At 70.8% G+C, this 17,530-nt stretch carries 14 protein-coding genes and 1 pseudogene; 12 read left to right on the forward strand and 3 right to left on the reverse strand.

The genetic code is table 11. The features are described 5' to 3' along the window. Positions 1-785 (reverse strand): DUF222 domain-containing protein (locus ACFWQC_RS27430; protein ID WP_378685730.1); only part of this gene is annotated, 785 nt, incomplete at its 3' end. A gap of 413 nt (positions 786-1,198) precedes the next feature. Next, positions 1,199-2,458 carry a flavin-containing monooxygenase gene (locus ACFWQC_RS27435; protein WP_378685732.1) on the reverse strand — a complete coding sequence of 420 codons (1,260 nt, stop codon included), beginning with the start codon at positions 2,456-2,458 and terminating at the stop codon, positions 1,199-1,201. Positions 2,459-2,625: 167 nt separating this feature from the next. Between ACFWQC_RS27435 and ACFWQC_RS27440 the strand changes: the two genes are divergently transcribed. From ACFWQC_RS27440 to ACFWQC_RS27460, 5 genes are all read left to right on the forward strand, one after another. Beyond that, positions 2,626-3,078, forward strand: a complete 453-nt coding sequence (locus tag ACFWQC_RS27440) for a RidA family protein (protein ID WP_186349213.1) — start codon at positions 2,626-2,628, stop codon at positions 3,076-3,078. After that, on the forward strand, positions 3,075-3,743 hold the full coding sequence (locus tag ACFWQC_RS27445; RefSeq protein WP_378685735.1) for a DUF1028 domain-containing protein: 669 nt from the start codon (positions 3,075-3,077) through the stop codon (positions 3,741-3,743). The genes ACFWQC_RS27440 and ACFWQC_RS27445 overlap by 4 nt, the downstream gene beginning before the upstream one ends. A gap of 4 nt (positions 3,744-3,747) precedes the next feature. Further along, the gene (locus ACFWQC_RS27450) at positions 3,748-4,884 is read left to right on the forward strand and encodes a M20 family metallopeptidase (RefSeq protein ID WP_378685738.1); all 1,137 of its coding nucleotides are present in this window, start codon (positions 3,748-3,750) and stop codon (positions 4,882-4,884) included. Beyond that, positions 4,881-6,320 (forward strand): aspartate ammonia-lyase, encoded by a 1,440-nt coding sequence (locus ACFWQC_RS27455; RefSeq protein ID WP_378685741.1) that lies wholly within the window; start codon positions 4,881-4,883, stop codon positions 6,318-6,320. The genes ACFWQC_RS27450 and ACFWQC_RS27455 overlap by 4 nt, the downstream gene beginning before the upstream one ends. A 211-nt stretch (positions 6,321-6,531) precedes the next feature. Beyond that, positions 6,532-7,449: a LysR family transcriptional regulator gene (locus ACFWQC_RS27460; RefSeq protein ID WP_378685744.1), complete on the forward strand. Its 918-nt coding sequence runs from the start codon at positions 6,532-6,534 to the stop codon at positions 7,447-7,449. A gap of 33 nt (positions 7,450-7,482) precedes the next feature. Here ACFWQC_RS27460 and ACFWQC_RS27465 read toward each other — a convergent pair whose 3' ends face one another. Further along, positions 7,483-8,874 (reverse strand): purine-cytosine permease family protein, encoded by a 1,392-nt coding sequence (locus tag ACFWQC_RS27465; protein ID WP_378685747.1) that lies wholly within the window; start codon positions 8,872-8,874, stop codon positions 7,483-7,485. Positions 8,875-9,080: 206 nt separating this feature from the next. Here ACFWQC_RS27465 and ACFWQC_RS27470 point away from each other — a divergent pair, with 206 nt between their 5' ends. The 7 genes and pseudogenes from ACFWQC_RS27470 to ACFWQC_RS27500 all read left to right on the forward strand — a co-directional run bounded on the left by ACFWQC_RS27470 (position 9,081) and on the right by ACFWQC_RS27500 (position 17,353). Further along, positions 9,081-10,085, forward strand: a complete 1,005-nt coding sequence (locus ACFWQC_RS27470; RefSeq protein WP_378685750.1) for an iron ABC transporter substrate-binding protein — start codon at positions 9,081-9,083, stop codon at positions 10,083-10,085. A gap of 5 nt (positions 10,086-10,090) precedes the next feature. Then, positions 10,091-11,632, forward strand: a complete 1,542-nt coding sequence (locus ACFWQC_RS27475; RefSeq protein WP_378685753.1) for an ABC transporter permease — start codon at positions 10,091-10,093, stop codon at positions 11,630-11,632. Beyond that, the gene (locus ACFWQC_RS27480; RefSeq protein WP_378685756.1) at positions 11,629-12,666 is read left to right on the forward strand and encodes an ABC transporter ATP-binding protein; all 1,038 of its coding nucleotides are present in this window, start codon (positions 11,629-11,631) and stop codon (positions 12,664-12,666) included. The genes ACFWQC_RS27475 and ACFWQC_RS27480 overlap by 4 nt, the downstream gene beginning before the upstream one ends. Next, positions 12,663-15,128 (forward strand): non-ribosomal peptide synthetase, encoded by a 2,466-nt coding sequence (locus ACFWQC_RS27485; RefSeq protein WP_378685759.1) that lies wholly within the window; start codon positions 12,663-12,665, stop codon positions 15,126-15,128. The genes ACFWQC_RS27480 and ACFWQC_RS27485 overlap by 4 nt, the downstream gene beginning before the upstream one ends. Next, positions 15,125-15,601 (forward strand): annotated as a pseudogene (locus tag ACFWQC_RS27490) (O-acetyl-ADP-ribose deacetylase); the annotation flags it as partial. The gene ACFWQC_RS27485 and the pseudogene ACFWQC_RS27490, both read left to right, overlap by 4 nt. 84 nt (positions 15,602-15,685) lie before the next feature. After that, positions 15,686-16,009 (forward strand): DUF6508 domain-containing protein, encoded by a 324-nt coding sequence (locus ACFWQC_RS27495; RefSeq protein ID WP_378685765.1) that lies wholly within the window; start codon positions 15,686-15,688, stop codon positions 16,007-16,009. Positions 16,010-16,048: 39 nt separating this feature from the next. Further along, complete coding sequence (locus tag ACFWQC_RS27500; RefSeq protein WP_378685762.1) at positions 16,049-17,353, forward strand: hypothetical protein; 1,305 nt, start codon at positions 16,049-16,051, stop codon at positions 17,351-17,353. The last annotated feature ends 177 nt before the right edge of the window (positions 17,354-17,530 follow it).

The raw sequence follows: 17,530 nt of genomic DNA on the forward strand, positions 1-17,530 counted from the left end.
TCGATCGCCTCGAGCATCTGGCAGAACGCTCGCCCGAGGCGTCGGTCGTAGGGCAGGTAGTCGCCGGTCTCGGTGCGGGTGCCGTCGTCGCGGCGCGGTGAGGCGAACGCCTCCAGGTTGGTGGCCAGCCGGTCCGCGGCGGCATCCGGGACCACAGCGGAGATGCGGGTGGTGCCGTCCCCGACCCGGCGCATCGCCAGCCGGGTCTTCTTCCGGGCGTGGGCCTCCTCCGCGGCGAGCCGTCGGGCTTCTTCGGCCTCGGCGATCTCGGGCGCGATCAGATCGAGGATCCGGCGGCCCAGGCGGCGGAGCTGAGTGGGGTCGAACTGGGTCGCGTAGGCGACCAGGGCTTCTTCGGCCTTGGTCTTGATCTCGGTGTCGAGATCTGCGGGGAGGTCGTCGAGGGCGTTGACGATCACCTGGGCTTGGGCCGGGTTGCAGTCGCCACGGCGCATGGCTTCGGCGACCTGGTGGTAGATCCGGTCCAGGGCCTCGGCCAGCCGCAGGTCGGCACGCAGGGTCTCGGGGCGCTGATGGGTGTGGTGATTCAGCCATGCCGCCACATCCCGGGCCGCGCTCTCGGCGGCGACATCATCGGCGGCCGCGATGACCCGGAGCTCGAGCTCAGCCAACCGGGCCTTGGCCCGGGCGATCTCGACCAAGGCGGCGGCCTTCTGGTCGGTGGCCATGAACGAGGGGTTTGCTTCCGCGACTCCGTCAAGCGAGGCGGTGATCGCGACCACGGCCCCGAGCACAGGGTGTTGTGGCTGTTGCAGCGTGGTCATCGAAACGGTCACCTCCCGACGTACGAACTCTCCACACCCGCTGATGCGGATGTGTTCTGGTTCGCTGGTCTCGGAGGCCCGGCAGTACGGGCTATCACTTACCCTCGCAGCTCGGCGTTCACGCCCCTGGTTCCCCTGGATTACCCCACACCCGTTGTGTCTCGGGCAAGATAGGGCACGCCTCTTTCGAGGTGGTCGGCCTTCACGTTTACGCCTGCGCCGAGCCTACCACACAAAGCGAAACATCGAAACTCAATCAGGGACAGGTATCCCGACGAAAGCCAGACCGCTGCTGGTAGTCAGCAAGACAGCCACATGGCACCCCGCCCAGGCACCCTGGTTCTAAATCTCCCAACCCGAACAACGTATTGGCCCCACCCACGCTGGAACTCAGGCACCGCCAGCCCCGTGGATCAGCCGCGCGCCTGACGGTCGTACGCCGCGTAGCTCCGCTGAGTCGCGATATGCCCGGCGACATGCTTGGCGTCGTGCCACACACCCCAGATGAAGGATGAGCCTCGGCGAGAGAGCCAGGGGAGACCGACGAAGTAGACGCCGGGCTCGGTGGAGACGCCGCGGCGGTGGGCGGGGCGGCCGTTCTCGTCGAGCGCGTCGACCTGGAGCCAGCCGTAGTCGGTCGCGAAGCCGGTCGCCCAGATCACCGTGGTGATGCCGGCCTCGGCCAGGTCGAGGGAGAGCAGCGGCGTGGTCGCAGCTGAAGGGCTGGGGCCGAGGTCGCGGGCCGAGGGCTCCTCGGGCAGGTCGATGCCGTTGCGGGTGACGTACTCGTCGGCGGCGTCGAGGAGGGTGAGGTAGTTGGCGTCGCCCTGGGCGATGTTCTCGGCCAGGTCCTCGCGGAAGGTGAGCGTTCCGGCATCGAAACGGTCGGTCATGCCGACGAGCTGGATCCCGCTCGCCTCGAGGGCGCGGAAGTCGACGGTGTGGCCGCCGCGGGCGCCGCTGACGGCGATGGTGACGTGCTCGGCGCCGGCGGCGGGGGTCTCCAGGTCCCAGAGACCCAGGACGCCGAGCCACCAGCAGAAGTCGCGGCCGCGGTAGCTGCGCGGGGGACGGTCGTGCGCGCCGACCGAGAGGTGGACCTGGCGGCCCGATCGCTGCAGCTCGTCGGCGATCTGGACGCCGGAGGAGCCGGCGCCGACGACGAGGACGTTGCCTTCGGGAAGCTGGTCGGGGTTGCGGTAGTCGCTCGAGTGCATCTGCAGCCGGACCGCGCCGGCGGGGATGATCGGCGGGTAGACCGGCCGCTGGAACGGGCCGGTCGCCGCGACGACGTACCGCGCGTCGATGACGCCCTCGGAGGTCTCGACCCGGAAGCCCGGACGGCCCTGGTTGCGGGTCACCGAGGTGACCTCGACGCCGGTCCTGATCGGGGCGGCGATCTTCTCGGCGTACGCCTCGAAGTAGGCGGCGACCTGGTCCTTGGTGGCGAAGGCGTCGGCGTCGACGTCCTGGAACTCCAGGCCCGGGAACCGGTCGTGCCAGGCGGGGCCGTTGGCGACGAGCGAGTCCCAGCGCATCGTGCGCCAGCGCTCCGCGATCCGGTCGCGCTCCAGCACGAGGTGGGGTACGCCGTGGTCGCTCAGGTGCTCGCTCATCGCCACACCGGCCTGACCGGCGCCGACGACGAGGACCTCGATCTGTTCGTTGGACATACTCAGATCCTGAGCCGCCGCGTTGCTCGTGTCCAACAGATGTTGTTGGCCTTACCCATCGGATCGGCTGATGCAATGGCGTTGCCATCGTTGCATCTGTTTCATTGACGATAGTCCTTGGAAACATCTGTTGGACACATGCCGTCGGACGAGGTGGACTGGTCGTCGTGGAGACCAACAAACCCAGCAGCATCGTCGTCGGCGGACACACCCGGATCCGCCCGTTCAACACCAGCGTCACCTACCCCGAGCAGAACCTCGACAACGACCTGTGTCAGGCCGTCGTCGCGGGCAACACCGTCTACGTACGCGGTCAGATCGGGCAGGACCTGGACACCAGCGAGTCGGTCGGCATCGGCGACGTCGAGGCCCAGACCGAGCAGGCGATGGCCAACATCAAGATGCTGCTCGAGGAGGCCGGCGCCGAGATGGAGCACCTGGTCAAGCTCACCATCTACATCGTCGACCCGCGCTACCGCGAGACGGTCTACCGGACGATCGGCCGCTGGACGAAGGGCGTGCACCCGATCTCCACCGGCATCGTGATCTCCGCCCTGGCCCGCCCGGAGTGGCTGGTCGAGGTCGACGCGATCGCGGTCATCCCCGAGGTGGCGAAGTGACGTTCTCCGTTCTCGCCACCGACGGCAACGGCGCCGTCGGCATCGCCGTGACGTCCTCCAGCCCGGCCGTCGCCGCGCGCTGCATCCACCTGCGACCCGGCGTCGGTGGCGCTTCCTCGCAGAACATCACCGACCCGCGCCTGGGCACCGAGCTGCTCGACGCGCTCGCCTCGGGCCTCGACGCCCGAGCCGCTCTCGCCTCGGTCACCCAGGGCCGCGAGCACATCGACCACCGCCAGCTGACCGTGCTCGGCCTCGACGGTGCGGGGGCGGCGTACAGCGGCTCCGGGTCGCTCGGCATCCACCACCACGCCGTCGCGCCACAGGTGGTCGCCGCGGGCAACCTGCTCGCCGACACCGAGGTCATCGACGCCGTCGTCGCGGGCTTCGAGGCCGCGACCGGGGATCTGGAGGAGCGGCTGTTGGCCGCAGTGGAGGCCGGACTGGCCGCGGGCGGCGAGGCCGGACCGCTGCACTCGGCGGGCCTGTCGGTCGTACGCGACGTCGCCTGGCGGGTCACCGACCTCCGCGTCGACTGGAGCGAGCGCCCGGTCGAGGAGCTCCGCGACCTGCTGAAGGTCTGGATGCCGCAGCGCGACGACTACGTGACTCGCGGCCTCGACCCCACTGTCGCTCCGTCCTACGGCGTGCCCGGGGACGAGTGAGTCGATGACCGCCTCGAAGCAGTACGCCGCGACCACCGTCAGCAGCGACGCCGAGCGCCTCGTTCGGCTCTCCGAGCAGCTGCACGCCAACCCCGAGACCGGCTGGGAGGAGCACAGCTCCTCGCGCTGGGTCGCGGAGTCCCTCGAGGAGGCAGGGTTCACCGTCACTCCGGCCTACCTCGGCCTGGAGACCGCGTTCCTGGCGACCTTCGGCAGCGGTCCGTTCCGCCTCGGCCTGTGCGCCGAGTACGACGCCCTCCCCGGCCTCGGCCACGCCTGCGGCCACAACCTGATCTCCGCGATCACCGTCGGCGCCGCCCGTGCGCTCGCCCCGCTGGCCGACGCCGCGGGGCTCACGATCGAGGTCTATGGCACCCCCGCGGAGGAGGGCGGTGGCGGCAAGATCGAGCTTCTCGAGCGTGGCGCCTTCGCCGGCTTGGACCTGGCCATGATGGCTCACCCCGCTCCCGTCGACGTCGCCGAGGCCGAGCCGTTCGCGGTGTCGCACTCGCACGTCGAGTACCGCGGCAAGGCGGCCCATGCGGCGGCCTATCCCGAGCAGGGCGTCAACGCCGCCGACGCCTTCACCATCGCCCAGGTCGCGATCGGCCTGCTCCGCCAGCAGCTGCCGCCGACCGTGCGCGTGCACGGCGTGATGACCAACGGGGGAGAGGCGCCCAACGCCATCCCCGCACGGACCGAGGGCCGCTGGTACGTCCGCGCCGAGAGTCTCGCCCAGCTCGCCGAGACCGAGGAGAAGGTCTGGCGCTGCTTCGAGGCCGGCGCGCTCGCCACCGGCGCGCAGCTCACCGTCGAACCGGAGAGCAAGCCGTACGCCGAGTTCCGCACGTTCGCGCCGGCGCTGGCGGCGTACCGCCGCAATGCCGAGGAGATCGGCCGGGTCTTCGACACGGGGACTCCCGCCCGCCGGATGAACCGAGCCTCCACCGACATGGGCAACGTCTCCCAGGTCGTGAACGCGATCCACCCCTACGTCGGCATCAACTCCGGGGCCGCCCTCAACCACCAGCCCGAGTTCGCCGCGCACTGCGTCGGCGGGGACGCGGAGAAGGCGCTCCTCGACGCCGCCACCGCGCTGGCCTGGACCGCGCTCGACATCGCCGAGGCGGCCGCACGATGACCACCGTCGAGGCCCCGCCGACCCGCACCGAGCACGACTCGCTCGGCCCGTTCGAGGTCCCGGCGACCGCCTACTGGGGCGTGCACACCGCCCGCGCGCTGCGGAACTTCCCGATCAGCGGCACGACCGTCGGGAGCCACCGCTCGCTCGTCGCGGCCCTCGGCGCGGTCAAGCTCGCCGCCGCCCGCGCCAACCACGAGCTCGGCCTGCTCGACGACCGTCGCCACGCCGCCATCGCTGCCGCCGCAAAGGAGGTCCGCGACGGGGCCCTCCACGACCAGTTCGTCGTCGACGTGATCCAGGGCGGCGCCGGCACCTCGACCAACATGAACGCCAACGAGGTCGTCGCCAACCGCGCCCTCGAGATCCTCGGGCTGCCGTTCGGCAGCTATGACGAGATCCACCCGCTGGACCACGTGAACCGCTGCCAGTCGACCAATGACGTCTACCCGACCGCCGTCCGGCTCGCCCTGGTCGGGGCGATCGACCGCCTGGTCGAGTCCACCGAGGCCCTCGCCGACTCGTTCGCCCGCAAGGCGGCCGAGTTCCGCGCGGTCCCCAAGATCGGACGTACGCAGCTCCAGGACGCCGTGCCGATGACGGTCGGCCAGGAGCTCGGCGCCTTCGCCATCACGCTGCGCGAGGAGCTCGCCCGGCTGGCCGACTCGCGGGTGCTGCTGTGCGAGATCAACCTCGGCGCCACCGCGATCGGCACCGGGATCACCGCCCACCCCGACTACCGGCGGCTCGCCGTCCGGCACCTCGCCGAGATCACCGGACTGCCGGTGGTCGGCGCGGGCGACCTCGTCGAGGCGACCAGCGACACCGGCGCGTTCGTGCAGGTCTCCAGCGTGCTGAAGCGGATCGTCGTCAAGGCGTCCAAGATCTGCAACGACCTCCGGCTGCTCAGCTCGGGTCCGCAGGCCGGGCTCGGCGAGCTCCAGCTCCCCGCCCGCCAGGCGGGGTCGAGCATCATGCCCGGCAAGGTCAACCCGGTCATCCCGGAGATGGTCAACCAGGTCGCCTTCTGGGTGATCGGCAACGACCTCACCGTCACCATGGCCGCCGAGGGCGGCCAGCTCCAGCTCAACGCGTTCGAGCCGGTGATGGCGCACGGCCTGCTCCAGGGCTTCACCTGGACCGCCGCCGCCTTCGACTCGCTGCGGGAGCTGTGCATCGACGGGATCGCCGTCGACGCCGCCAAGCTCGCCGCCGCTGCCGCCGGCAATGCCGGTCTCGCGACCGCCCTGACCCCGCTGCTCGGCTACGCGCGGTCCGCGGAGATCGCCAAGGCCGCGCTCGGCGGCGCCGGCGCGGTGCGGGATCTCGCCCTCGCCACCGGGGTCCTCGACCCGGCCGTCCTCGATGCACTGCTGCGCCCCGAGACGCTTGCGAACCTCGACGCCGCTGGCGTCGACAGCGTGAACCGGGAGTAATGGGCACCGGTCGAGGCGTCAGCCCCGTCGGTCGAGGCGTCACTCCGGTCGGTCGAGACGTCAGCCCCGTCGGTCGAGACGGCAACGCTGTGCCAACTCGGCCGACGGGGCCGACGCTTCGGCCGACGTGCGCGACGCCTCGGCCGACGTACCTGACGGCTCGGCCGAGTCCGCTACCTGGGCGATCTCATGTTCAGGCAGGATGGCCCGCATGGCCGAGCCGTCCTTCACCCTGACCCAGCTGCGCTACTTCGCCGCGGCTGCGGAGCTGGGCAGCATGACCGCCGCGTCGCGGCAGCTCGTGGTCTCGCAGTCGGCCGTCTCGACGGCCGTCGCCCAGCTCGAGAAGGAGCTGGGCGTCCAGCTGCTGCTGCGCCACCACGCGCGCGGCCTGACCCTGACGGCGGCCGGCGAGGAGTTCTACCGCGAGCTGCGCAGCTACCTCGTGCACACCAGTGAGCTGGTCGAGGTCGCGCGCTCCGCGGGCCAGGCGCTCGTCGGCGACCTCACCATCGGCTGCTTCACCACCCTGGGCCCGTTCGAGCTGCCGCGGCTGCTGGCCGCCTGCGAGCAGGACCACCCCGGCATCCACGTCTCCGTCGTCGAGGACGAGCACGCCGCGCTCAAGCACGCGCTGCGCTCGGGTAGCTGCGAGCTGGCGCTCATGTACGGCTACGACCTCGACGACGACATCGACCACGTCCGGGTCGGCCTGGCGGCGCCGTACGTCCTGATCGGCAAGGGCCATCCGCTGGCGCGCCGCAAGAAGGTCGCTCTCGCCGAGCTCGAGGAGGAGCCGATGGTGCTCCTGGACCTGCCGCACAGCGGACAGTACTTCGAGCGGCTCGTCGAGTCGGCCGGCTTCCGCCCGCGGATCCGCCACCGCAGCGCCGGCTTCGAGACCGTCCGGGCGATGGTCGCCAACGGTCAGGGATGGTCTGTCCTCAACCAGCGCCCGGCCAGCGACACCACGTACGACGGTGCGCAGATCGTGACCCTCGAGATCACCGACCCGGTCGAGCCCCTCGAGGTCGTGCTGGCGTCCATGAAGGGCGTACGCCTCACCGCCCGCGCCCAGGCGTTCGTCCGCTCCTCGGGCCGGGCAGCGCGACGGCGGGAAGGCCGCTGACGCGACCTCCCCGCCGTGGGAGTGCTCGGTGCCTCAGGCGTGCGAGGCGAGCGCCAGCTCGCTCGGTGCGAGCTTGCGACCGCGCGCCAGCAGGTAGTAGATCGGCGCGGTCGCGACCAGGCCGATGATCCAGCTCAGGTCGGCGCCGTTGAGCCTGTCCGCGACCGGCCCGGTGTAGAGCGGCGTCGCCATGAACGGGATCTGGACGACGATGCCGATCACGTAGGCGAGGATCGCCTGCCCGTTGAAGCGGCCGTAGATGCCGCCGTCGGCCGCGAAGATCGAGTCGAGGTCGTAGTTGCCGCGGTGGATCAGGTAGAAGTCGATCAGGTTGATCGCGGTCCACGGGACCAGCACGACGAGCAGCGCGAGCACGATGTCGACGAAGTGCGAGATGAAGTTGCCGGAGACGCCGATGGCGAAGTACGTCGAGGCGGCCATCACCACCAGCGAGAGCACCACGCGGCTGCGGGCGGTCGGGATCCAGCTGGCGACGAACGTCTGCACGCAGGTGATGACCGAGAGCACGGTGCCGTAGAGGTTGAGCGCGTTGTGGCTGATCACCGAGAGTAGGAACAGGACGAGCAGCGGCGTACCGAACGCGCCGGTGGTGTCGCGCACTCCGGTCATGACCTCGACGCCCGGCTTCATCGCCAGCGCCACGATCGCGCCGAAGACGAACGGCAGGATCGAGCCGAGGGTGCAGCCGAGGTAGGTGGCGGTGAAGGTCGCCTTCACCCCGACGCTCGCCGGCAGGTAGCGGGAGTAGTCCGAGACGTACGGCGCGAACGCGATCTGCCACAGGGCGCCCAGCGAGACCGTCGCGAGGAACCCGGCGGTGCTGTAGCCACCCTGCGTCCAGAAGCCCGCGGGCACGCCGGAGACGAAGATCGCGACGGTGCCGAGCACGATCCCGATGCCGAGGACCCAGGTCGCGACCTTGTTGAGCGAGTGGATCACCTTGTAGCCGATCACGGCGATCAGGCCTGATCCGAGCGCCCCCAGGACGATGCCCGCCTCGACCGGGATCGGGTCGGCGATGCCGTGCAGCGACTGGCCGGCGAGGACGATGTTGGAGGCGAAGAAGGCCAGGTACATCACGGCTGCGATCACCACGACGATCAGTGCCCCGTAGGAGCCGAACTGGCCACGGCTCTGGATCATCTGCGGGATGCCCATCTGGGGCCCCTGGGCCGAGTGCAGTGCCATGAAGACACCGCCGACGAGGTGGCCGACCACGATGGCGACGACGCACCAGAACAGGTCGAGGCCGAAGACGGTGACGCCGGCGGCACCGGTGACGACGGGCAGGGGAGCGATGTTGGTCCCGAACCACAGGGTGAAGAGGTCGCGCACCTTGCCGTGGCGGTCCTCGGGTGGGACGTAGCCGATGGTGTGCTTCTCGACGACTGGCTGGTCAGACATGGTCATTCTCCAAAGGGTGTGAGGCGCCCCACCATGGTCGTGACTCGGCCATTCCTCTGGCAAACGAATCCTTTTGGCGTAGGGCATCGGCAAAACCGATGCACGCCCGGATCGAGATCGAGCGTGAACCGAAAGCGTCACATTCCCGTGCTCGCGTTCTTAGGTAAACCTTCCTAAGGTGAGCCTTACCAATTGAAAGGACGGCCGTGAAGCCTATCTCAGCTGTTGTGGTCTCGGTCTCGGTCGCCCTCCTCGGGGTGACGCTCACCTCCTGTTCCTCCGGCGACGCGCTCGTCGTCTACAACGCCCAGCACGAGCAGCTCATGGAGGAGCTGGTGCCGGCGTTCGAGAAGGAGACCGGGATCGACGTCGAGCTGCGCAACGGCAAGGACCTCGAGCTCGCCGCACAGCTGGTCGCGGAGGGCGAGAAGTCGCCCGCCGACGTCTTCCTCACCGAGAACTCTCCGGCCATGGCCGCGGTCGAGCGTGAGGGCCTGCTGGCGACCCTGCCGGACGACGTGACCGCGCCGATCCCGCCGCAGTACCGGCCGGACAGCAACGCCTGGACCGGGTTCGTGGCCCGCTCCACCGTGCTGGTCTACAACACCGACCAGATCACCGAGGCCGAGCTGCCGGCCTCGCTGCTCGACCTGGCCGAGCCGGAGTGGAAGGGCAAGATCTCCTTCTCACCCACCGGCGCCGACTTCCAGGCGATCGTCGCCGGAGTCCTGGCCCTCGAGGGCGAGGCGACCACGAAGGCATGGCTCGAGGGGATCAAGGCCAACGGCACCGTCTACGACGGCAACAACGTGGTCCTCGAGTCGGTCAACGCGGGCGAGGTGCCGGTCGGGATCATCTACCACTACTACTGGTACCGCGACCAGGCCGAGTCCGGCGAGGTCAGCGACAGCTCCGAGCTCCACTTCTTCGGCAACCAGGACCCCGGCGCCTTCGTGAGCGTCTCCGGGGCCGGCGTGCTGGCCTCGGCCGAGCACAAGGCCGACGCCGAGAAGTTCATCGGCTACCTCACCGGCAAGACCGGGCAGCAGGGGCTGGCCGACAGCTACGCGCTGGAGTACCCGCTGAACCCCGAGGTGCAGCTCGACCCGCCGGTCAAGCCGTTCTCCGAGCTCGAACCGCCCGCCGTCTCGGTCTCCGACCTCGACAGCGACGCCGTGGTCGAGATGATGACGGAAGTCGGGTTCCTCTGAGCAGCGTGCATCTCGGCACGTTTCCGGCCGCCTCCTCAGGACGGTGGCTGATGCCGGCGTTGGCCGGCGCGATCGCCGCCGTCTGTCTGCTCCCGGTGGCGTACGTCGTGTGGTCGACCGCCTCACTGGGGCCGGCGGAGGCGTACGACTTCCTGGTTCGCCCGCGCATCGGCGAGCTGCTGTGGAACACCGGCAGGCTGCTGGTCGGCGGGGTCGCGCTCTCGGTGGTCTTCGGGGTCTGCGGCGCCTGGGTGGTCGAGCGGACCTCCCTGCCGCTGGCCGGCTGGTGGCACGGAGCGCTGTGTGCGCCGCTGGCCATCCCGGCCTTCGTCAACGGCTACGCGTGGGTCGCCACGACCCACGCGGTCCAGTCCTATCTCGGGGCCGTGCTGGTCGTCTCGCTCTCCTACTATCCGCTGGTCTACCTGCCCGCGGTGGCGGCGCTGCGACGCCTCGACCCGTCGCTGGAGGAGGTCGCCGCTTCGCTCGGGCGGCGGCCACGAGAGGTGTTCCTCCGTGTGGTCCTGCCGACCGTCGCACCGGCGGTGCTCGGTGGTGCGCTGCTGGTGGGGCTGCACCTGCTGGCCGAGTACGGCGCGCTCCAGCTGCTCAACTACCCGACCCTGACGACCGCGATCCTGCAGCAGTACGGCACCGCCTTCAACGGTCCGGCCGCCACCCTGCTGGCCAGCGTGCTGCTGATGGCCTGCCTCGGGCTGCTGGCCCTGGAGATGCTGATCCGCGGTCCTGTCCGGCGCGCCCGCGTCGGGAGCGGCACCGCGCGTCCTTCAAGCCGGCTGCGGCTGGGGCGGGGGACCGCTCCGGTTGTCGTCGCCCTCGGGATCTTCGTCGCGCTGGCCGTCGGTCTGCCGGCCGCGAGCCTGGTGCGCTGGCTGGTCCGGGGCGCCTCGGCCGAGCTCGACCTGAGCCGCCTGCTGCCCGCCGCCGGCACCAGCATCGCGCTGGCGGCCGTCGCCGGAGTCGTCGCGACCGCCGCCGCGGTGCCGGTCGTCTGGCAGGCCGTCCGCCGTAGGACGAGCTGGTCGCTGGGCGTCGAGCGGGTCGCGTACGTCACCAGCGCACTGCCCGGTGTGGTGGTCGCGCTCGCCCTGGTCACCGTCGCCATCGGCTGGGTGCCCGGGCTCTACCAGACGGTGCCGCTGCTCGTGGCGGCGTACGTCATCCTGTTCCTGCCGCGCGCGCTCGTCGCCGTGCGCGGGGTGCTGGAGCTGGTGCCGCCGCGGCTGGAGGAGGTCGCCCTCAGCCTGGGGCTGAGTCGGGCCGGGGCGATGCGCCGGGTGACGCTGCCGCTGCTCCTGCCCGGGCTGGCGACGGCGACCGCGATGGTCGCGCTCGCGGTCTCCACGGAGCTGACCGCGACGCTGCTGCTGGCCCCGATCGGGACCACGACGCTGGCCACCGAGTTCTGGAGCGAGGCGTCCTCGGTCGCCTACGGCGCCGCCGCGCCCTACGCGCTGGCGCTGGTGCTCCTCGCGATGCCGGCGACGATCCTGCTGGGTCGCTCGTCGAGAGGGGAGGTTCGATGACCGCCGCGTTGGAGATCAGCGGGCTGCGGGCCGGACACGGTCGGCGGCAGGTGCTCGACGGGCTCGATCTGACCGTCGAGGGCGGCGTGACCGCGGTGGTCGGTGCCTCGGGCTGCGGCAAGACCACGCTGCTGCGGTGCGTGGCGGGGTTCATGACGCCGACCGCGGGCGAGATCAGGATCGGCGGGCGCTCGGTCGCCGGGCTGGCGCCACGCCGCCGCGGGATCGGGTACGTCCCGCAGGAGGGCGCGCTCTTCCCGCATCTCGACGTCGGCGGCAACATCGCCTTCGGGCTGCGCCGGTCGATCGCCCGTGTCGAGCGGCAGGACCGCGTGGCCGAGCTGCTCCGGCTGCTCGAGCTGCCGGCTGACCTGGCCGATCGGCATCCTCACGAGCTCTCCGGCGGTCAGCAGCAGCGGGTCGCCGTGGCTCGCGCGCTCGCACCCCGGCCCCGCTTGGTGCTCCTCGACGAGCCCTTCTCCTCGCTCGACGCGGGGCTGCGCGAGGAGTCCGGGCGCGCGGTCGTGCGGGCGCTGCGTACGGCCGGCGCGGCAGCGCTGCTGGTCACCCACGACCAGGGCGAGGCACTCTCGCTGGCCGACCAGGTGGCCGTGATGGCCGCCGGGCGCTTCCTGCAGGTCGGCTCCGCGGTGGACGTCTACCTGACGCCCGAGCATCCCGGGGTCGCGGCCTTCCTCGGCTCGGCGACGCTGCTTCCCGGTGAGGTCGGCGGCGACGGGCGGGTCGACTCGCCGCTCGGCGAGGTCGCGCTCACCACGCCGCAGCCCGCCGGGCCGGTGACGCTGGTCGTACGTGCCGAGCAGGTGCAGGTCTCGACCGACGCCACCTCCGGCACCAAGGGCGTCGTCGAGGAGGTCTCCTTCTTCGGCCACGACGCCACCATCCGGGTGCGGCTGAGCGATGACGTACGCGTCACCGCCCGGGTCCCGGGCACCGGGATCCCCGACATCGGAGCCACCGTCGCGCTCGAGGTCGTCGGGCCGCTGGTCGGCTACGCCGGGAACGCGCGATGAGCTCGACCATCGCGACCGGTGCCCACCTGCTCCTGAACGGGCGGCCGGGGGATCCGGCGGTCATCACCGACGAGACGACCCTGACCTATGCGGAGCTGGAGCAGGCGGTGATGGACCGGGCGGCCGCGTACGGGCCCTCTCAGGGGGTCGTGCTGCTCGAGGCGGGCAACGATCTGGACTCGGTGATCGGCTACCTGGCCGCGCTCGCCGCTCGTCGGCCGGTGCTGCTGACGCCGCCGGGTGGTGATCACGCCGAGCTGCGGATGCGCTACCGGGCGGCGTTCGATGGCCGCGCCGACCTCCATCCCGACCTCGCGCTGCTGCTGTCGACCTCGGGCTCGACCGGGTCGCCGAAGCTGGTCCGGCTCTCCCGGGACAACCTGGCCGCCAACGCGGCCAGCATCGCGGCCTACCTCGGGCTCACCTCCGCCGACCGGGCGATGAGCCCGCTGCCGCTGCACTACTGCTACGGCCTCTCGGTGCTCAACTCTCACCTGAGCGTGGGAGCCGCGGTGATCCTCACCGACCTCTCGGTCGCCGACGAGTGCTTCTGGGACGTCGCGGCGCGTCACGGCGCCACCTCGTTCGCGGGTGTTCCCTACACCTTCGACCTGCTCGACACCTCGGGGTTCGCCGACCGCTCGCTGCCGTCGCTGCGCTACATCACCCAGGCCGGCGGCAAGATGCCGCCCGAGACCGTCCGTCGCTATGCCGCGCTGGGGGAGTCTCGCGGCTGGGACCTGGTCGTGATGTACGGCCAGACAGAGGCCACCGCCCGGATGGCCTACCTACCGCCGGCCCTCGCCGCGAGCCGGCCCGAGGCGATCGGCATCCCGATCCCCGGCGGGCACTTCCACCTCGAACCCGTCGACGGCGAAGGTGCTGGTCTGGGGGACGGTGTCGGAGAGCTGGTCTACACCGGGCCGAACGTGATGATGGGGTACGCCGAGAGCGTCGCCGACCTTGCCCGCGGCCCCGAGCTCACCGAGCTCCGCACCGGCGACCTCGCTCGGCAGGCCGACGACGGGCTGTGGGAGATCACCGGCCGGTCCAGCCGGTTCGGCAAGATCCTCGGGCTGCGCGTCGACCTCGACCGGATCGAGTCCGAGCTCGGGTCGGCGCGTGTTGTTGCTCCGAGTGGCCGCCTGCATCTGTTCACCGATGATCCGGGGTCCGCGCCCCGACTGCCGGTGGGCGTCGGCAGCATCGTGGCCCTGCCGCGGGCGGCAGTCCAGGTCCACCTGATCGATGAGGTGCCGCGTACGCCGAACGGGAAGGTCGACTACGCCACCCTCAATGCCTGGGCGAGCGTGGCGGACGCGGCCGGGCCACCAGATGCGGGGCTGGCGGAGGGTGCGGACGCCGAGGCGCTGCGTACGGTCTATGCCACGGTGCTGCGGCGCCCCGATGCGACGGTGTCCGACAGCTTCGTCTCGCTCGGCGGCGACTCGCTCTCCTTCGTCGAGATCGCCACCCAGCTCGGCGAGCGGCTCGGCACCCTGCCCTCCGGTTGGCAGCACCGGAGCATCACCGAGCTCGCCGCGAGCGCGCGGACCCCGCGGCGGTGGCTGCGGCCCGTCGAGACTCCGGTGCTGCTGCGCGCGGTGACGATCGTCGCCATCGTCGGCAGCCACGCGGACATCTGGACCCTCCTCGGCGGCGCGCACATCCTGCTCGCCGTGGCCGGCTTCAACCTCGCCCGCTTCGGGCTCACCGCCCCCACCCGGACCCTGCGCGCGCGTCGCCTGCTCCGGGGCGCCGCCGCGGTCGCGCTCCCGGCGGCCATCTGGGTGGTAGCGGTGGCTCTGGTCAGCGACCGCTACCACTGGCCGACCGCACTCGGGCTCAACCAGGCGCTGGGCAGCGACGAGTGGACCCGCGACTGGCAGCTGTGGTTCCTGGAGGTCATCACCTGGTCCTTCGCCGGTCTCGCCCTCCTGCTCCTGGTGCCCGTCCTCGACCGGTGGCAGCGGCGCCATCGGTTCGGTGCGGCCGTCGTGGTGGTGGGTGCGACCCTCCTGGTGCGGTACCTGTGGGTCGGCCTCGAGGCCGGCGCCACCGAGCGCTACACGATCGGCTGCGTCCTGTGGTGCCTCGCGCTGGGATGGGCGGCGGCCGAGGCGCAGCGGCCCTGGCAGCGTGTGCTCGTCGCGGTGACGGTGGTGGTCGCGACGTACGGCTTCTTCGGCGACCCCGTCCGCGAGGCGACGGTCGCCCTCGGCATCCTCGTCCTGCTGGTCCCGTGGCCGCCCCTGCTGCCGTGGCCGCTCGCCCGGCTCGCCGCCGTGCTCGCCGCGTCGTCGCTGTGGATCTACCTCGTCCACTGGCAGATCTATCCGGGCCTCGAGGCGGCCGGGCTGGGGTGGCTGGGTGTCCTCTGCTCGGTCGGGGCCGGCGTCGCTGCCGCGCTCGGCCCGGCGGCGTGGGCCGCCCGAGCCCGGGTGGCTAGATTGACCGCGTGAAGATCACGGTTGTACGCGGGGACATCACCGAACAGCATGTCGACGCGGTCGTGAACGCCGCCAACTCCTCGCTGCTGGGCGGGGGAGGGGTGGACGGGGCGATCCACCGGCGAGGCGGCCCGGCGATCCTCGAGGGGTGCCGGCGGCTGCGGGCCGGACATCTCGGCGGAGGTCTGCCGGTCGGACAGGCGGTCGCGACGACGGCCGGCGACCTCCCGGCGCGGTGGGTGATTCACACGGTCGGGCCGGTCTATACAGACGGCCAGGACAACGCCGCCGTGCTGGCCTCGTGCTTCCGTGAATCGCTGCGGGTGGCCGACGAGCTCGGGGCGCACACGGTGGCGTTCCCGGCGATCTCGACCGGCGTCTATCGCTACCCGCTCGAGGAGGCCGCGTACGTCTCCCTGTGGACCCTCGCCCGGACCCCGACCTCTGTCGACGAGGCGCGTGTCGTGCTCTTCGACCAGAAGGCGTACGACACCTTCGACCGCGCCCGCGAGACCCTCGACCCCTCCGATGCTCAGGTCGAGGCCCAGCTGCGGCGCGTGCCCGAGACGATGTGGCGCGAGGCCTTCTCGGCCGCCGACGCGCTCACCGCCGAGGACCGTGTGCCGTATCCCGCCTACAGCGACCGTGTCCGCCAGCTCTACCGCTCGCTCCCGGGTGCTTCTATCGACTGGATGAAGTGGATGCGGGGCAATCCGCTTCTCTCCGACCCCTCGCTGCTCGCGACCGCGCCGGTCGCGGACGCCGCTCGGCTCGCCACGGTCTACGTTCGTGGTGAGCGGTTCAACGACGGTGTCTTCGGGCGTGCACTTCAGGACGGGTCCGTCGACGCGATCGCCGCTCGTCTGCGTACGTGGTTCGAGAGCGAGCGCTGAGCAGCGATGACCCATGCCTCGGGACCGAAAGGAAGCATTGTGAGGACTCGCACTGTCGTCATGGCGCTCGCGATCGCGCTGATCGCGTCGTCGTGTGCGGCCAACCGGGGCGACCAGCTGGCCGATGAGCTGAGCGAGCGGCTCGAGGGTGTCGATGGCATCGAGCGGGTGGAGGTCGGTGGCAACAACGTGCTGCCGTTCGCGGGTGACGCCAGCGGAACCATCGTCCTGGAGGACGGGATCAGCACGGCGCGCGCCGCTGAGATCGCCGCGATCCTCGAGCCCTACGTGTCCGGGGAGAGTCCCGACTACGAGCTCATGCTCGGGATCGACCGCGTCGATCTCCGGGTGAGCCCATCCGAGGAGAGCAACGCGAGCGGGTTGCGGTTGCTCGACGAGGTGCGGCAGCGCACCGATCTGAGCAGCGCGACGATCGCCTACGGTGCCGGGTCACGGGCCTGTGTCGTCGCGGCGAAAGCGAGTGCGGATGCAGTGACGGCCTATGACGGCTTGGTTTCGCTCCGGGCCGCGACGCCGGGCTGTGAGCGCGCCGGTGTGCTGGTGACCCACGGAAAGAATCAGAGCGTCACCGATGCGCCTGACTTCTGGGAGCACGTCGACACGTTGCCTGAAGCGGTCTCGATGACGGATCCGATCGCCGGCCTCCGCGAGGTCCGGGATCGGCTCGACGTCGTGAGCTATGCGATCAGGCCGGGTGCGCTGACGCTGGAGATGAGTCGCGGCGAGGACGTGGTCGCGGCCGACGAGCTCGCGCGCAAGACGCCCGGTCAACGCGTCAGCGTCAGCGGCGGCAAGATCAACGCTTGGAGCCGGGACGTGCCCGCTGCTCAGCTCGTCCTCGATCTCGCTGCGCTCTCGTCGGTGGGGTCGGTCAGCAGCGATAATCGCGGCCTCCAGATCGGTGGCGTCGACCTGGACGACGTCGTCGCCATCCATCAGCAGGTCGCCCGGGAGCCCGAGGCCGCCGGTCTCAGCCGGATCTCGATCTCCGGCACCGTCGGCGGGGCCGAGCGCTACCAGATTGCCGGACCCCCGGACGTGGTCGCTGAGCGAGTTGCTGCGGCACCGAGACTGGCTGCGTACGCGCCGTTCGCTTTGGCTGATGACGTCCTCTCGGTGCACGTGGCCGTCGATGAGGTGCCCGACATGGTTCGGGTGATCAAGCCGCTCGCTGGTTTCGGGAGGCTGGTCACCGTCCGTGACGACCAGGGGCGGGAGGTCACCTTCCGGAGCGCGGGGGACGAGATCGAGGTGTCTGAATCCGAACGGCGCGAGGAGGTTCGGCCTTTGCTGGACGCGATCTGGAGGGCTTGGGAGGGGTGATCGGTCTGGCTTGCTCCGGACTTTCTTTGGGTTGGGGTGGGGCCGCCGACCCGTTCTTGGAGGGTCTTCTCGATCTGGTCCGGCGTCAAGGACGCGACGAGACTCACGAAAAGTGCCCGCGAAACACCTTCGGTGCCTCATCTAGGAGTGCCCGCGAACCGGTGATCCTCGGGGTGT

This window comes from Nocardioides sp. NPDC058538, assembly GCF_042719275.1.
Lineage (GTDB): Bacteria > Actinomycetota > Actinomycetes > Propionibacteriales > Nocardioidaceae > Nocardioides.

Excerpts from the sequence above, each read along its gene's own strand:
- ACFWQC_RS27455 (WP_378685741.1), top strand. The coding sequence starts at position 4,881 with ATGACCACCGTCGAGGCCCCGCCGACCCGCACCGAGCACGACTCGCTC.
- ACFWQC_RS27435 (WP_378685732.1), bottom strand. The coding sequence starts at position 2,458 with ATGTCCAACGAACAGATCGAGGTCCTCGTCGTCGGCGCCGGTCAGGCC.
- ACFWQC_RS27465 (WP_378685747.1), bottom strand. The coding sequence starts at position 8,874 with ATGTCTGACCAGCCAGTCGTCGAGAAGCACACCATCGGCTACGTCCCA.
- ACFWQC_RS27450 (WP_378685738.1), top strand. The coding sequence starts at position 3,748 with ATGACCGCCTCGAAGCAGTACGCCGCGACCACCGTCAGCAGCGACGCC.
- ACFWQC_RS27495 (WP_378685765.1), top strand. The coding sequence starts at position 15,686 with ATGTGGCGCGAGGCCTTCTCGGCCGCCGACGCGCTCACCGCCGAGGAC.
- ACFWQC_RS27485 (WP_378685759.1), top strand. The coding sequence starts at position 12,663 with ATGAGCTCGACCATCGCGACCGGTGCCCACCTGCTCCTGAACGGGCGG.
- ACFWQC_RS27460 (WP_378685744.1), top strand. The coding sequence starts at position 6,532 with ATGGCCGAGCCGTCCTTCACCCTGACCCAGCTGCGCTACTTCGCCGCG.
- ACFWQC_RS27480 (WP_378685756.1), top strand. The coding sequence starts at position 11,629 with ATGACCGCCGCGTTGGAGATCAGCGGGCTGCGGGCCGGACACGGTCGG.